Below are 15,959 nucleotides of genomic sequence, written 5' to 3'. Positions count from 1 at the left end.
CTCCGGTAGGTGCCAACCTTGGTTGGCACGATCCATCAGTGCAGAGGCGCTTGGCGGAATTCGCTTTGGTAGGTGCCAACCTTGGTTGGCACAATCCTTCAGATACCGGGATTCAGGGTAGAGCGCCAACCAAGGTTGGCATCTACCAGGGCATACCGACCAAGGTCGGCACCCACCCTGGGCGAGTTACCCCGCCTTTCGCCGCAACGGGGTGACGTTGCTCTTCTTCTTCGTGACCTTCGCCGCCGGTGCTTCGGCATGCGCGGCGAAGAAGTCGCGCACCTTCGGGTACACGACTTCGCGCCAGCGACGGCCGCTGAAGATGCCGTAGTGGCCGGCACCTTCGACGATGAAATGCTCACGGCGGCCAGCGTCGATGCCGGTGCACAGCGCCTGCGCGGCTTCGGTCTGGCCGAGGCCGGCGATGTCGTCCAGCTCACCCTCGATGCTCAGCAGCGCGGTATCGCGGATCGCCGACGGATCGACCTTCTCGCCATTGACCACCCACTCGCCACGCGGCAGCAGGAAGTCCTGGAACACCACGCGGATGGTATCCAGGTAGTACTTGGCCGGCATGTCCAGCACCGCGTTGTACTCGTCGTAGAAACGACGGTGCGCGTCGGCGTCTTCCAGGTCGCCCTTGACCAGGTCGGTGTAGAAATCCCAGTGTGAGCTGAAGTGGCGGCTCGGGTTCATCGACAGGAACCCGGCGTGCTGCAGGAAGCCCGGGTACACGCGACGGCCGGCGCCGGGATAGCTGGCCGGCACGGTGTGGATGACGTTGTTCTCGAACCACGACAGCGGGTTCTGCGTGGCCAGGTTGTTCACTGCGGTCGGGCTGCAGCGTGCATCGATCGGGCCACCCATCATCACCAGCGTGCGCGGCGTCGGCTCGCCACGGCTGGCCATCAGCGAAACCGCAGCCAGCACCGGCACGGTCGGCTGGCACACGCTGACCACGTGCAGGCGCTCCACGCCGAGGTGGCGGATGAACTCCTGGATGTAGGCGATGTAGTCGTCCAGGCCGAACTCGCCTTCGCTGGCCGGCACCATGCGCGCGTCGACCCAGTCGGTCACATACACGCGGTGGTCGCGCAGCAGCGTGCGCACGGTGTCGCGCAGCAGCGTGGCGTGGTGGCCGGACAGCGGCGCCACCACCAGCACGAACGGCTGGTTGAGCATGGTGTGCAGCTGGTCGGCTTCATTGCTGTGGCGCTTGAAGCGCAGCAGCTTGCAGAACGGCTTGCTCACTTCCTCGTGCACGACGATCGGCACGCGCTCGCCATCGACGTCGATTTCGTTGATGCCCCACTCGGGCTTCTCGTAATCCTTGCCGATGCGATGGAAGAGTTCATTGACCGCCGCCAGGCGATCAGCGCCGGGCATCTGCGACCACCAGTGGCCCTGGTTGGCGAAGAACCTGGCGTTGGCCTGGGCCTGGTGCACCCAGGGGGCGAGCAGGTTGCGGGTCAGTTCGTGCAGTTGATAGAGCATGACGACCGAATATGTATGGTCATATGTTGCCGCGCAGCATATCCCATCCGGGTGTCCCGCAGGTTAAGTTGGCTGAAAATAATGAATCCGGATTCACATCCGTTCCAGCGCGGCCGCATCGCCTGCCAGGGCGGGACCGAGCCAGCAATGCGACCCTACCGGCTGCAGACCGTGCCGGGCCAGCGTCCGCCGGTACCAGCGCGCCGGGCGGGCCTGGAAACCCTCGTGGTCGCCCTCGAACGCGTCCTCGGCGGCGAAGGTCTCCAGGAAGGCCACGCCGCCGGTCAGCTCCGCCACGCCGGCCAGTCCGGCACGCAGCTCACGGTCGGGCACGTAGTGCATCACGTCCGAGCAGATCAGCAGGTCGACCGGGGCGCAGGGCCGCAGCCAGGCGAAATCACCGAAGCGGGCCAGGTGCAGGTTGCGGGTGCGGCCGTAGCGGCGCACAGCGTACTCGCTGCTGTCGAAGCCGAGGTATTCGACCTTCGGACGCAGCTTCAGCAGCGGCGCGCGCCAGGCGCCTTCGCCGCAGCCGATATCCAGCACGCTGCGGATCGGTCGCTCCAGGTAGTACTCGGCGCTGGCCACAGCCAATGCCACCTTGCGTGCCAGGCGGGCGCTGCCACCGATGTCGGCACGGCGGTACCAGCGTTGGAAGTAGGCGGCGTCGTAGGTCTTGTCCATGGGGCGGTGCACGATCGGGGAAAACGGCGCTTATCGTACGGCGTTGCGGCGTGCCATGCGTCGATGTGTCGCGGCGTGCGTGCCTGCGGCGGCCTTGCCACGGCATGCGAGAATGGCCGCCAACCTACGCCAGCCGCCGGAGCGAGCGCATGCAGAGCTATTACTGGGTCAAGACCTTCCACATCGTGTTCGTGGTGGCGTGGATGGCGACGGTGTTCTACCTGCCGCGCATCCTGGTGAACCTGGCCGAGACCGCAGGCCAGCCGGCGGTGACCGAGCGCCTGCAGCTGATGGGCCTGCGCCTGTACCGTTTCGGCCACTCGATGTTCGGTCTGGCGTTCCTGCTGGGCCTGGTGCTGTGGCTGGGCTACAAGGTCATTCCGGATTTCCCGACGATGGTTGCCTCGGGCGGCGCCGGTTGGCTGCATGCCAAGCTGGGGCTGGTGGTGCTGCTGCTGGTGTACTTCAGCTGGATCGGGCGCCTGCTCAAGGGCGTGGCCAAGGGCAGGGCGCTGCCGTCGTCGCGCGCGCTGCGCTGGATCAACGAGATCCCGTTGCTGGCCTTCATCCCGATCGTGTGGCTGGTGCTGGCCAAGCCGTTCTGAGATCCCGCTATCCGTAGAGCCATGCTTGGCTCTACGGGGGCGCGTGATTCTTCGCCAAAGCATAGGCATCCACGCATGGCGTGGATCTACTGGGGGCAGCTGTGGCTTTTGATGTTCAGGTCCGCCATGAGCGAGCCGAGCATCGCAGGTGAAACAGGGGCGAAGAGGCGCTGATGTCCTGTAGTGCCGACTGCTAGTCGGCTGACTTCTGCGCGCCGTCCCCTGATTCACCGAGAAGCGCAGGGAACCGGTGCAAGGCACCGGCTCGCGTTCGGCGGCGTGTTCTTTGGTTACTTTCTTGCACGAGCAAGAAAGTAACAAGCCGATGAATCAGGCCGCTTCGTACGTGCCGTAGCTGCGCAGGCGGGCGTAGCGCTGTTCCAGCAGCTGCTCGGTGGACAGCTTGTCCAGCGCGTCCAGCTCGTTCAGCAGCACCGCCTTCAGGCGCTTGGCCATCTGCGTCGGGTTGCGGTGGGCGCCGCCGGTCGGCTCGCGCACGACCTTGTCGACCAGGCCCAGGCTCTTCAGGCGCGGGGCGGTCAGGCCCAGCTGTTCGGCGGCATCCTTGGCCTTGCCGGCATCCTTCCACAGGATCGAGGCGCAGCCTTCCGGGGTGATGGTCGAGTACACCGAGTACTCCAGCATCACGGTGCGGTCGCCCACGCCCAGCGCCAGCGCGCCGCCGGAGCCACCTTCACCGATCACGGTGCAGATGATCGGCACCTTCAGTTCGGCCATCTCGATCAGGTTGCGTGCGATCGCTTCGGACTGGCCGCGCGATTCGGCATCGATGCCCGGCCAGGCGCCGGCGGTGTCGATCAGGGTCAGCACCGGCAGGCCGAAGCGCTCGGCCATCTTCATCAGGCGCAGGGCCTTGCGGTAGCCCTCCGGCTTGGGCATGCCGAAGTTGCGCTTGATCTTTTCCTTGGTGTCACGGCCCTTCTGGTGGCCGATCACCATCACTGCACGGCCGTTGATGCGTGCCAAGCCGCCCATGATCGCCTTGTCGTCGGCGAAGGCACGGTCGCCGGCCAGCTCCTGGAACTCATCGAACATGACGCGGAGGTAGTCTGCGGTGTACGGGCGCGACGGATGACGGGCCAGCTGCAGCACCTGCCACGAGGTCAGGTTGCGGAAGATCTGCGCGGTGCGCATGCGCAGCTTGTCCTGCAGCGCGTGCACTTCCGCCTCGACATTGACCGCCGGCCCGGCACTGGCGTTGCGCAGTTCCTGGATCTTGGCTTCCAGGTCGGCGATGGGTTGCTCGAAGTCGAGGTAGTTCGGATTCATCGGAAGCCGTCGTGTAAAGAAGAGGGGAATTCTAGCCGAATGCGTGCAAACCACCCGTACGCCTTCGTCTGGAAGGCGACGGTAGCGCAGCCGGGCAGGGGGCGCCAGTCAGCTCAGGGCACCACCAGGGCGCTGCGGCCCATCAGCTGGCTGCGCTGGGAAACGAAGTCGTTGTAGGCCTCGTTGGCCTCCCGGCCCAGCCCGCTGCCCAGGGTGGCGGTGGCCGAGGTGAAGGCCATCTGCGCGGCGAAGTCCTGCTTGCGCAGGGCCTTCTGTTCATCGGCGGTGGTGGCCTTCAGCCAGCGCGCATAGACCTCACGCAGCGGCGCGGCATGAGCCTCGAAGGCCGGCACCAGCGCCGGCAGGCTGGCCGGGGCCGGTTCCAGGCTGAACGCCGGGGCCACGTAGCCGGCCGGCTGCTCGCGCTTGAACGCACCGGGCTCTCCCATGCCTTCTTCCACGTAAGCGATGAAGTCCGGCGCAGTGAACACCTTGGCCACGATCTGGCCACCGCTGGCGTCGACGTGGGCCACCACCTTTTCCTTCGGGAAGGGCTCGCGCACGCCGTAGGTCCAGGTCTTGTCGATGAACAGTTCGTGGCTCTTTTCGAACGGGCCTTCGAAGTCGACGCCGCCCAGCTCGATGCCGGCCTTGCCGGTGCCGAAGTTCTTCAGCTTGCTCTCGTCGGTGACGTAGATCTCGCGGGCGACCACGTACTCGCTCAGGGTCGGGTTGATCAGCCCGCCACGACCGTCGACGTAGACGATGAAGCGCACATCACCGAGCTTGTCGGTATGCAGGCGATGCTCGCCGACAGCGAGCGAGACCGGGCGCGAGCCCTGTGCGGCTACCGGCAGGTCCTTGCCATCGATGCTCAGTGCCAGCGGCGTGTCGGTCGGGTTGTCGATCTGGAACTCGACCTTCGAGGGCGAACAGGCGGCCAGGGCCAGCGCGGCGGCGAACGGGAACAGCAGGGTCTTCATCGGCAATCGTCCTTGATACATGGAACGGGAAAGCAGGGGGGTCAGCAAAACCAGGGAGCCAGCTTCAGCTGGCCCACGGCGGGCTGTAGCGCACCTTCAGGGTGCGCACGGCCGGGTCGGCGCGCAGCGCCTCCATCAGCTTGGAATCGATGCGTACCGCGCTCTGCCCGGACACATCGAGCATGCCGGCGACGCCGCCGTGCGGCCCCTTCAGCAGCAGGTCCAGGCGCAGCGGCGTGCGGCCGGGGCGATGGCGGTCGAGCAGGGCGTCGATGCGCTCCCAGACCGGGCGCTGCTGGCGCAGGTCCAGGCGCAGCGAGAGCCGGGTGGCGTAGTTGGCGCAGACTTCGTCGAAGTCCCAGCACTGGCGGATGCGCAGCGCGAAGCCGCCGTTGAACTCGTCCTCGCGCAGGCCACCTTTGACCACCAGGATGCGGTCCTTGGTCATCAGGTGGCCGAACTCGGCCATCGCGTCGGAGAATGCGCTGCACTCGACGCGGCCGCGGCCATCCTCGAGCTGGATGAAGATCTGGCTCTCGCCCTTGCGGCGCACGCCGACCACCTGGCCGGCCAGCACGGTCTGTACTTCCGGGCGCCAGCGCTTCTCGCCGCCGCCGCCGCCACTGTTGGCGCTCCAGATCTTCTCCACCGAGCCCAGGTCGTTGCCGACCAGGTCGCGCACATCGTCGCGCCAGGGATCGAACGGGTGGCCGCTGAGGTAGAAGCCCAGCGTGTCGCGCTCGCCGTTCAGGCGCTGCAGCAGCGGCCATTCCTCGGCTTCAGGCAGATCCAGCTGGATCGTGGTCGCGCTCGGGTCGGGGCCGCCGAACAGCGAGTTCTGCCCGGACGCACGTTCGCGCGCCATCTGGTCGGTGGCCTTGATCACTTCCGGCAGTTGCAGCATCAGGGACGCGCGGTTGTGGCCGAGCTCGTCCAGTGCGCCGCAGTTGATCATCGCTTCCAGCGTGCGCCGGTTGAGCTTGGCCGAGCCGACGCGGGTGCAGAAGTCGAGCAGGTCCTTGTAGTCGCCACCCTTCAGGCGTTCGTCCACGACGGCCTCGCAGGCACCCTGGCCGACGCCCTTGATCGCGCCAAGCCCGTACTGGATGGTGTCCGGGGTGACGGCTTCGAACATGAAGGCGGAGTGGTTCACCTTCGGCGGCAGCACGGTCAGGCCGAGGTTGCGCACCTCGTCGAGGAAGCCGACCACCTTCTCGGTGTTGTCCAGGTCCGAGGACAGCGTGGCCGCCATGAACTCGGCCGGGTAATGGCGCTTCAGCCATGCGGTCTGGTAGCTGACCAGCGCGTAGGCAGCGGCGTGCGACTTGTTGAAGCCGTAGCCGGCGAACTTCTCCATCAGGTCGAAGATCGCGTCGGCCTTGGCCTCGTCCACGCCGTCCTTGGCCGCGCCTTCGCGGAAGATCTCGCGGTGCTTGGCCATTTCGGCCGGCACCTTCTTGCCCATCGCGCGGCGCAGCAGGTCGGCGCCGCCCAGCGAGTAGCCGCCGACGATTTGCGCCATCTGCATCACCTGCTCCTGGTACACCATGATGCCGTAGGTGTCCTTCAGGATCGCTTCGGTGCGCGGATCGGGATAGATGATTTCTTCCTGGCCGTGCTTACGCGCGTTGAAGGACGGAATCAGGTCCATCGGGCCGGGGCGGTACAGCGACACCAGCGCGATCAGGTCTTCGAAACGGTCGGGGCGCGCGTCCTTCAGCAGGCGGCGCATGCCCGAGGATTCGAACTGGAACACCGCGCCGGTATTGCCGTTGGCAAAGATGTCCTTGTAGGTGGGCGTGTCGTCCAGCGGGATCGCGGCGATGTCCACCGGCGGAATGCCGGCGCGCTCATGGCGCTTGTTGATCGCCTTCACCGCCCAGTCGATGATGGTCAGCGTGCGCAGGCCGAGGAAGTCGAACTTCACCAGGCCCACTTCTTCCACGTCGTTCTTGTCGAACTGGGTGACCGGGTTCTTGCCGAGTCCGTTCTCGTCGTGTTCGGCGTACAGCGGGCAGAACTCGCTCAGCGGCTCGGGCCCGATCACCACGCCACCGGCGTGCTTGCCGGCGTTGCGGGTCAGGTCTTCCAGCTGCAGCGCCAGGTCGATCAGGTCGCGGACATCGTCCTCGGTCTCGTAGCGCTGGATCAGTTCGGCCGAGGCCATTTCCGAGCTGGGACCCTCCTTGCCCTTGCCCAGCGCATCCTTCAGGTGGATGCCGAGGATGTTCGGGATCAGCTTGGAGACACCGTCCACCAGGCCGTACGGGAAACCGAGCACGCGGCCGGAGTCGCGCACCACCGCCTTGGCGGCCATGGTGCCGTAGGTGATGATCTGGCTGACGCGCTCGCGCCCGTACTTGCGCGCGACGTAGTCGATCACCTCGTCGCGGCGGTCCATGCAGAAGTCGATGTCGAAGTCGGGCATCGACACGCGTTCCGGATTGAGGAAGCGCTCGAACAGCAGGTTGTACGGCAGCGGGTCCAGATCGGTGATCTTCAGCGCCCAGGCCACCAGCGAACCGGCACCCGAACCGCGGCCGGGGCCGATCGGAATGCCCTGGTTCTTGCCCCACTGGATGAAGTCGGCCACGATCAGGAAGTAGCCCGGGAAGCCCATCTTGATGATGGTGTTGAGCTCGAACTCCAGGCGCTCGAAATACTCTTCGCGGGTCTTGCCCGGCGCCAGTGGATTCTTCTCCAGGCGCTCTTCCAGGCCATCGCGCGACATCTTCTGGATCCAGGTGTCCAGGGTCTCGTCGTCCGGCACCGGGTAGTTGGGCAGGAAGTAGGTGCCCAGCCGCATCTCGATGTTGCAGCGCTCGGCCAGCGCCAGCGTGTTGTCGATCGCATCGGGGATGTCGGCGAACAGCGCACACATCTCCTCGGCCGACTTCAGGTACTGCTGGTCGCTGTACTCGCGCGGGCGCTTGGGATCGTCCAGCACGCGGCCGGTGGAAATGCATACGCGCGCTTCGTGCGCGCTGAAATCCGTCGGCGACAGGAAGCGCACGTCGTTGCTGGCCACCACCGGCAGGCCACGCTGGCCGGCGGCCATCAGCGCGAACTGGTTGAAGGTTTCTTCGCCCTCGCGGCCGGTGCGGGTCAGCTCCAGGTGCAGGCCGTCGCCGAACACGCGTTGCCAGTCGGCCAGCTGCTGCTCCGCCAGTTCATGCTTGCCGTCCAACGCCAGGCGCCCGGCCAGGCTCTGCCGGCCAGCGAGTGCGAACAGGTTGGCGTTGCCGGCCTTCAGCCAGTCCGGGTGGATTGCCACGCCGCCTTCCGGGCGATGGCCTTCCATCCAGGCGCGGGTCAGCAGGCGCGACAGGCTCAGGTAGCCCTCACGGTCGCGGCACAGCAGGGTCATCCGCCACGGGTCCTGGCCTTCCTCGGCGATCAGTACATCGGCGCCGGCGATCGGCTTGATGCCCACGCCTTCGGCGGCCTTGTAGAACTTGACCAGGGCGAACAGGTTGTTGAGGTCGGTCACTGCCAGCGCGGGCAGGCCGAGCTCGACCGAGCGCGACAGCAGGTTGGCCTGCTTGGCCTTCTTCGGGTCCGCCTGGTCGGGCTTGGCCGGCACGCGGATGGTCGAGTCCGCCAGCGAGAACTCGGTGTGGACGTGGAGATGTACGAAGCGGGAGTTGGACATGCCGGACCAGGTTGGAGCGCGCGGGCCCCGGGTGCTGACGGAAGATCGTCGCCGGGGTCGGGATGCGCTGGAGTGCCCGGTCAGGGTAGCGAGGGCAGGGGGAAGCGACAAGGACTTGACGGTGCGCCGATTGCGCGAATGTCGCCGGGCATGGCCCGGCGCCAGCGGAGGCGTTCACATTGCCGTGAAAGCGCCGGACGATACCCGGCAGCCGTTGTTCAAGCGATGGCTGTGATCGTGGGGGCTGGCGCTGTTTCCAGGCACTCGCGCACCGGGGCGAAGCTGCGCCGGTGCTCCACGCAGGGGCCGTGCTCGCGCAGGGCGGCCAGGTGGGCCGGGGTGCCGTAGCCCTTGTGCTGCTCGAAGCCGTACTGCGGATGGCGGGCATGCACCTCCTGCATGTAGCGGTCGCGCGAGACCTTGGCCAGGATCGAGGCGGCCATGATCGCGCGGTCGATGCCATCGCCGCCGACCAGCGCCTGCGCCGGCAGTACCAGCCCCTTGGGCACCACGTTGCCATCGATGCGCGCGAAGCCGGCCACGTGGGCGACCGCTGCGACCACGTCGCGCATGCCCTGCAGGGTGGCCTGGTAGATGTTCAGACGGTCGATGGTGTCCACGTCCACCAGCACCACATGCCAGGCCAGGGCGCGCTCGATGATGCGGTCATGCAGCTGCTCGCGGCGCGCCGCGGTCAGCTGCTTGGAATCGTCCAGGCCGTTGATGCGCGGCCGTGCCGGGTCGAACACCACGGCCGCCACCGCGACCGGCCCGGCCAGCGGGCCACGACCGGCTTCGTCGACGCCGGCGACCAGGCGCTCCGGCTCGACCACCGCCGCGCCATCGAACAGGGTCAGGCTGGCCGCTGCGGCATGGCGGCGGCTCATGCCTGGGCCTGGTCGCGCATCAGCAGCTCGCCGACGGCGTCGGCGGCACGTGCCGACGCATTGCGGCGCAGGCGCTCATGCAGGCGGGCATAGGTGTCCTGCAGGTCGGTCACCCGCTGCGGGTGGTCGAACCATTGCTGGATGGCCGCAGCCAGCTTGTCCGGCGTGCAGTCATGCTGCATCAGCTCCGGTGCCAGGTCCTGGCCGGCCAGGATGTTGGGCAGGGCGAAGCGGTCGACCTTGATCAGGCCGAATGCCTTGACCAGACGGTAGGTCAGCTCGTTGACACGGTAGCCGACCACCATCGGCCGCTTCACCAGCATGGCCTCCAGGGTCGCGGTACCGGACGCCAGCACCACCACGTCGGCCGCGATCATGGCGTTGCGCGCCTGGCCGTCGAGCACATGCGAGTACGCGACCGGCAGCGCCGAGCGCGACAGCTGCTCTTCGATCAGCCGCTTGCATGCGGGGTTGGCGGCAGGCACCACCACGTGCAGGCCGGGGATGCGCTCGGAGACCTGCCAGGCGGCTTCGAAGAAGGGTTCACCGAGGCGCGAGATTTCGCCCAGGCGGCTGCCTGGCAACACCGCCAGCACCTTGGCCGACGTCGGCAGGCCAAGCGCGGCGCGCGCTTCCTCGCGGTTGCCCTGCAGGGGGATGTCATCGGCCATCGGATGGCCAACGAAACGCGCGTCGATGCCGTGCCTGGCATAGATGGGCGGTTCCATCGGGAACAGGCACAGCACCAGGTCGGCGCTGCTGCCGATCTTCTCGGCGCGCTTCTCGCGCCAGGCCCAGACCGAGGGGCTCACGTAATGCACGGTGCGCACGCCGCGCTGCTTCAGCCAGCGTTCGATGCCCAGGTTGAAGTCGGGCGCGTCGATGCCGATGAACACGTCCGGCTGCCATTCCAGCGCACGCTGGCGGAACGCGGAACGCAGTTTGAGCAGGCGTGGCAGATGGCGCAGTACTTCGGTCAGGCCCATCACCGCCAGCTCGCTGGCATCGTGCCAGGTCAGGCAGCCGGCGCTGCGCATGGCATCGCCACCGATGCCGGCGAACTCGGCATTCGGAAAGCGTGCCTTCAGTTCGCGCACCAGTCCCGCACCCAGCAGATCACCGGAGGCCTCACCGGCCACCAGCGCGATCCGCAACGGGCGCTCGCTGAGCACCCGCTGCGCGGGGACGCTGCCGGCCATCGAGGCCAGCGGAATCACGGCGGCGCCGGCCGGCGCCTGGCCGGTCGTGCTGCTCATCGCAGCAAGGGCCTCTCGGCGTGCTCGATGAAGTCCAGCATGGCCTTCACGTCATCGCTGTCGCGCGCCTGTTCGGTCAGCTGCACCTTGGCTTCGGCCAGTGGCAGGCCCGCCACGTACAGCGTGCGGTAGGCACGCTTGATGGCGGAAATGCGCTCGGCGTCGAAGCCGCGGCGCTTCAGGCCTTCGCTGTTGATGCCGCGCGGGCGGCCCAACGAATCGGTGCCGACCATGGTGAACGGCGGAACATCGCCATTGGTCAGCGCGCCCATGCCGAGGAAGGCATGCGCGCCGATCCGGCAGAACTGGTGGGCCCCGGCGAAGCCGCTGATGATCACGTAGTCACCCACGGTCACGTGGCCGGCCAGGGTGGTGTTGTTGGAGAACACGCAGAAGTTGCCGACATGGCAGTCATGCGCCACGTGCGTGTAGGCCAGCATCCAGTTGTCGTCGCCGATGGTGGTGATGCCGCCGCCGCCGCCGGTGCCACGGTTCAGCGTGACGAACTCGCGGAACACATTGCGGTCGCCGATCACCAGCTCGGTGCGCTCCCCTGCATACTTCTTGTCCTGCGGTTCGCCACCGACGGCTGCGTGGCCGATGAAGCGGTTGTCGCGGCCGATCTTCGTCGGGCCGTGGATGCTGCAGTGGGGGCCGATCACCGTGCCGGCACCGATTTCCACATCGGCCCCGATCAGGGTGAACGCGCCCACCTGGACGTCATCGGCCAGGCGCGCGGCCGGGTCGATGACGGCGGTCGGGTGGATCCGCGGTGCGTTGTCAGTCATTCCTGCCTCCAGTGGATCAGCCCTTGGCGCCGGCGCACATGACTTCGGCCGAGGCAACGACTTCACCGTTGACCTTGGCTTCGCCGTAGTACCAGCCCATGTTGCGGATCAGGCGCTTCATCTGCACATCCAGCATCAGCACGTCGCCGGGAACGACCTGCTTGTTGAAGCGGGCGTTTTCCACCTTGACCATGTAGAACAGCTTGGACTGCGAGTCACGGCCGAGCGTGAGCTGGGTCATCACGCCACCGGCCTGCGCCAGCGCTTCGATGATCAGTACGCCGGGCATGATCGGGCGGCCCGGGAAGTGGCCCTGGAAGAACGGCTCGTTGATGCTGACGTTCTTCTGCGCAAGGATGCGCTTGGCGTCGATGTCGAGCTCAAGCACCCGGTCCACCAGCAGGAACGGGTAGCGGTGCGGGAGCAGTTCCTGGATCTGGCAGACGTCGATCGGAAGCTGCAGCGTGTCGTTCATTCTTTCTCCTTGCCAGCAGCCAGGACGCGGCGAGCCAATGCGTCCAGCTGCTTGAAGCGCGCGGCGTTCTTGCGCCACGTGCGGTTGTCGGTCAACGGGGTGCCGGACGAGTACTCGCCCGGCTCATGGATGGAATTGCGGACCACCGACTTGCCGGTGATCACGACCTTGTCGCAGATCTCGAGGTGGCCGACCACGCCAACGTGGCCGCCGAGCAGGCAGTAGCGGCCGATCCTGGCGCTGCCGGCGATGCCGGTGCAGCCGGCGATGGCCGAGTGCGCACCGATCTGCACGTTGTGCGCGATCTGCACCAGGTTGTCCAGGCGCACGTCTTCGTCCAGCACGGTGTCTTCCAGCGCACCGCGGTCGACGCAGGTGTTGGCGCCGATCTCGCAGTCATCGCCGATGCGCACGCCGCCGAGCTGCGGCACCTTGATCCATTTGCCGGCGTCCATGGCCAGGCCGAAGCCATCGGCGCCGAGCACGGCACCGGGGTGCACACGAACCCGCTTGCCGAGCTTGACCCGGGTGACCAGGGTGACCCGCGCGATCAGCTCGCAGCCGTTGTCCAGGCTGCAGTCTTCGCCGATCACGCTGCCGGTGCCGATGATGCAGTTTTCGCCGACCACGCTGCGGGCGCCGACGGAGACGAACGGGCCGATATGCGCGCTGGCGGCGACCTGCGCGCTGGGATCGATGACGGCGCTGGGGTGGATGCCCGGCGGGCGCGTCGGCGCGATGTCGAACAGCGCGGCGATCTTGGCGAAGGTGGTGTACGGGTCCTTGGCCACGAGCGCGGCGCCGGGGGCGGCCTCGGCGTCGTCGGCACGCAGGACCACCAGCGAGGCCTGGCTGTCGGCCAGCTGGGCGCGGTAGCGCGGGTTGGCGAGGAAGGTCAGCTGGCCAGGACCGGCATGGGCGAGGGTGGCCACGCCATGGATGGCGGTGGCGGGGTCGCCATGGACCTGCAGGCCGAACTGCTCGGCGAGTTGCTGGGCGGTGTAGGTGGGAGTATTCACGGCGGGAGTTTAACGTGTGACGGCATTGCGGTCATGCGGGGCGGTCATGCAGCCAACGGCAGGGCCCCTCGCGGCCGGCAGAGCCAGTGTCATGGGCTGGGTCGGACGGGGCGGGGCTGCGGGGGGCGGCGCAAGTACGTCCATGTAGCCTTGGTCGCCGCATCCATGCGGCTCACACCCCCGCAGCCCCACCCCGTCCGACCTCCGAGGGCGTGGCGCGAGTGCCAGCCACGGAAAAACAGAAAAGATCAAAAGCAGAGCGGGCGCTTCCGGCATCCAGGCCAAACGAAAACGCCGGGCAGAGCCCGGCGCTTCGCATCCCGTCTGGTGGAGAGCCCCCCTTCTGTTAAGGGGGGCGCGCCAGCGGCGCGGGGGATAGGTGAAATGCGCGGGCAATTCACCGGAGGTGGATCAGTTCTGAGGAACGACGTTCCTCAGAACTGGCCACCGAACGTGAATTGCAGACGTTCGATCTTGTCATCGTCTTCCTTCTTCAGCGGGAAGGCGTAGCTGATCGAGATCGGGCCGACCGGGGCGCGCCACAGCAGGGCCACACCGGTGGACACGCGCAGTTCGTTGGCCTTGAAGTTCTTGGTGCCGTTGTAGACGTTACCGAAGTCGACGAAGGCGGACACGCGTGCCGACGGGCTGTCGAACAGGCGCGGGAAGTAGGCTTCGACCGAACCGACGGTCTTCAGCGAACCACCCAGCGGCTGGCCTTCCGGGTAGCCGTTGGTGACTTCGCGCGGGCCGAGGGTGTTGTCTTCGAAGCCGCGCACCGAGTTGGTACCGCCGGCGTAGAAGTTCTCGAAGAACGGCAGGCCGCTGGCGGTCACCGTACGGGTGGTGCCGTCCGGGTTGGTCAGCGTGCGGGTGTAGTCGTTGCCATAGGCATCGCCGTAGCCCACTTCGGCACGGGTGTTGATCACCAGCGACGGCATGATCGGCCAGTACTTGCTGATCTGGTAGTTCAGCTTGTAGTACTCGATGGTCGAACCCGGCAGCGTGGTTTCCAGGCCGATGCGCTGGTAGGTACCGCGGGTCGGCATGAAGTAGTCGTTGCGCGAGTCACGCGCCCAGCCCAGCTCGGTGCGCCAGGCATGGAACGTGCGCCTACCGACGGCGTTGATGTAGTCGATGATCGACTGCGGGGTCGAGCCCTGGTAGGTGGTGATCTGGTTGCTGTCGATGCCGAACATCAGCGAGACGGTATCGGTCTCGGTGATCGGCACGCCGAACACCACCTGCGCCGAACCATTGGTGCTGTTGTACTGCGCGGTGTTGAAGTCGGAGTAGTCCAGTTCGCGCCAGGACAGGTTGTAGCCCAGCGACACGCCGTCATCGGTGAAGTACGGGTTGGTGTAGCTGAAGCCGTAGCGCTGCAGGTAGCTGCTGCGCGAGGCTTCGACCGACACGCGGTTGCCGCCGCCGAGGAAGTTGTTCTGCGACAGCTGCACCGAGGTGGTCATGCCGTAGGACTGCGAGTAGCCCAGGCCGAACACGAAGCTGCCGGACGTGGTTTCCTTGACGTTGTAGACGACGTCGACCTGGTCGTTGCTGCCGCTCACGGCCGGGGTTTCAACGTCCACCGACTCGAAGTAGCCCAGGCGCTGCAGGCGGATCTTGGAGCGGTCGATCGCGGCCTGCGAGTACCAGCTGTTCTCGAACTGGCGCATTTCGCGACGCATCACTTCGTCGGACGTACGCGTGTTGCCACGGAACAGGATGCGACGCACCGATACGCGCGGGCCGGGCACGACCTGCATGTTGATCGCCACGGTCTGCTCGGGGCGGTTGGTGGTCGGGATCGGGTTCACCTTGGCGAACGCGTAGCCGATGTTGGACAGCGAGTTGGTGATGGTGTCCGAGCTGAATTCCAGCAGCGCACGCGAGAACGTGTCGCCGGACTTCTGGATCACCATGCGCTCGACGTCCTCCTGCGGAAGGATCGTGTCGCCGCTGACCTTGATCTCGGAGATCTTGTACTGCGCACCTTCGGTCACGCCGGCGGTGAGGAACATGTCGCGCTTGTCGGGGCTGATCGACACCTGGGTCGAATCAATGCTGAAGTCGACATAGCCGCGGTCGAGGTACCAGGAATTGAGCTTTTCCAGGTCGCCGGACAGCTTTTCCTTGGAGTACTGGTCGTCACGGCGGTACCACGATGCCCAGTTGTGCTCCTTGGACTCCCAGGTCTCCAGGATGTCCTTGCTCTCGAACTTCTCGGTGCCGACCAGGTTGACGTGACGGATCTTGGCCGCCTTGCCTTCCTTGATGGCGATCGCGATGTCCACGCGGTTGCGGTCCAGCGGGCTCACCGTCGGGGTGATCTCGACGTTGTACTTGCCGCGGTCGTTGTACTGGCGGCGCAGTTCCTGGGTCACGCGGTCCAGGCTCAGGCGATCGAAGGTGCCGCCCTCGGTCAGGCCGATGTCGGACAGGCCCTTGAGCAGCTGCTCGGACTTGATGTCCTTGTTGCCGGTCACGGTCAGCTTGTTGATCGCCGGGCGTTCCTTGACGGTCACCACCAGGATGCTGCCCTGGCGGTCCAGCTGCACGTCTTCGAAGAAGCCGGTCTTGTACAGGGCGCGGATGGTCTCGCCGACCTTGTTGTCGGTGACCGTCTCGCCACGCTCCACCGGCAGGTAGGTGAATACCGTGCCCGAGCTGATGCGCTGCAGGCCATCCACGCGGATGTCGCTGACAGTGAAGGGCTCGGCTGCCTGGGCCAGGGCGGGAGCGCCGGTGACGGCGGCGAGGGCGAGGGCCAGCAGGCGGCGATTGGGGAGTCGCGTCATGTCACGTCCGGTAGGAAGGTCGATTTCA

At 66.5% G+C, this 15,959-nt stretch carries 12 protein-coding genes; 1 reads left to right on the top strand and 11 read right to left on the bottom strand.

Annotated elements, in window-relative coordinates; genetic code table 11:
• Positions 1-186: 186 nt before the first annotated feature.
• Together ACMZ91_RS03385 and ACMZ91_RS03380 are read right to left on the bottom strand one after the other, a co-directional pair.
• Positions 187-1,494 carry a polyhydroxyalkanoate depolymerase gene (locus ACMZ91_RS03385; RefSeq protein WP_049461547.1) on the bottom strand — a complete coding sequence of 436 codons (1,308 nt, stop codon included), beginning with the start codon at positions 1,492-1,494 and terminating at the stop codon, positions 187-189.
• Between the two features lie 93 nt (positions 1,495-1,587).
• On the bottom strand, positions 1,588-2,178 hold the full coding sequence (locus tag ACMZ91_RS03380; protein ID WP_032128334.1) for a class I SAM-dependent DNA methyltransferase: 591 nt from the start codon (positions 2,176-2,178) through the stop codon (positions 1,588-1,590).
• A 149-nt stretch (positions 2,179-2,327) separates the two neighbouring features.
• Between ACMZ91_RS03380 and ACMZ91_RS03375 the strand changes: the two genes are divergently transcribed.
• Positions 2,328-2,783, top strand: coding sequence for a CopD family protein (locus ACMZ91_RS03375; RefSeq protein ID WP_032128333.1), 456 nt, complete (start codon positions 2,328-2,330; stop codon positions 2,781-2,783).
• A 330-nt stretch (positions 2,784-3,113) separates the two neighbouring features.
• Here ACMZ91_RS03375 and ACMZ91_RS03370 read toward each other — a convergent pair whose 3' ends face one another.
• From ACMZ91_RS03370 to bamA, 9 genes are all read right to left on the bottom strand, one after another.
• Entirely contained in the window at positions 3,114-4,073 is a 960-nt protein-coding gene (locus tag ACMZ91_RS03370; RefSeq protein WP_032128332.1) for an acetyl-CoA carboxylase carboxyltransferase subunit alpha, read from the bottom strand.
• 113 nt (positions 4,074-4,186) lie between these two features.
• Positions 4,187-5,056 (bottom strand): hypothetical protein, encoded by an 870-nt coding sequence (locus tag ACMZ91_RS03365; protein ID WP_414577143.1) that lies wholly within the window; start codon positions 5,054-5,056, stop codon positions 4,187-4,189.
• A gap of 64 nt (positions 5,057-5,120) precedes the next feature.
• Positions 5,121-8,708: a DNA polymerase III subunit alpha gene (gene dnaE, locus ACMZ91_RS03360; protein WP_414577142.1), complete on the bottom strand. Its 3,588-nt coding sequence runs from the start codon at positions 8,706-8,708 to the stop codon at positions 5,121-5,123.
• Between the two features lie 218 nt (positions 8,709-8,926).
• Complete coding sequence (rnhB, locus tag ACMZ91_RS03355; RefSeq protein ID WP_414577141.1) at positions 8,927-9,595, bottom strand: ribonuclease HII; 669 nt, start codon at positions 9,593-9,595, stop codon at positions 8,927-8,929.
• A complete protein-coding gene (gene lpxB, locus ACMZ91_RS03350) occupies positions 9,592-10,794 on the bottom strand; it encodes a lipid-A-disaccharide synthase (RefSeq protein WP_414577158.1) in 1,203 nt (400 codons plus the stop codon). Before lpxB ends, rnhB begins: the two co-directional genes overlap by 4 nt.
• Positions 10,795-10,847: 53 nt before the next feature.
• Positions 10,848-11,639, bottom strand: coding sequence for an acyl-ACP--UDP-N-acetylglucosamine O-acyltransferase (gene lpxA, locus ACMZ91_RS03345; RefSeq protein WP_032128327.1), 792 nt, complete (start codon positions 11,637-11,639; stop codon positions 10,848-10,850).
• 16 nt (positions 11,640-11,655) lie between these two features.
• A complete protein-coding gene (fabZ, locus tag ACMZ91_RS03340; RefSeq protein WP_032128326.1) occupies positions 11,656-12,114 on the bottom strand; it encodes a 3-hydroxyacyl-ACP dehydratase FabZ in 459 nt (152 codons plus the stop codon).
• Positions 12,111-13,133: a UDP-3-O-(3-hydroxymyristoyl)glucosamine N-acyltransferase gene (lpxD, locus tag ACMZ91_RS03335; RefSeq protein WP_049455670.1), complete on the bottom strand. Its 1,023-nt coding sequence runs from the start codon at positions 13,131-13,133 to the stop codon at positions 12,111-12,113. Before lpxD ends, fabZ begins: the two co-directional genes overlap by 4 nt.
• A gap of 434 nt (positions 13,134-13,567) precedes the next feature.
• Positions 13,568-15,931, bottom strand: coding sequence for an outer membrane protein assembly factor BamA (gene bamA, locus ACMZ91_RS03330; protein WP_049463624.1), 2,364 nt, complete (start codon positions 15,929-15,931; stop codon positions 13,568-13,570).
• Positions 15,932-15,959: the final 28 nt, after the last annotated feature.

Origin of the sequence: Stenotrophomonas sp. FR024 (genome assembly GCF_047500745.2) — a bacterium.
Taxonomy (GTDB): Bacteria; Pseudomonadota; Gammaproteobacteria; order Xanthomonadales; family Xanthomonadaceae; genus Stenotrophomonas; species Stenotrophomonas maltophilia_A.
The sequence above is the reverse complement of the archived record's forward strand: the minus strand, read 5'-3'. Positions and strand labels throughout refer to the sequence as shown.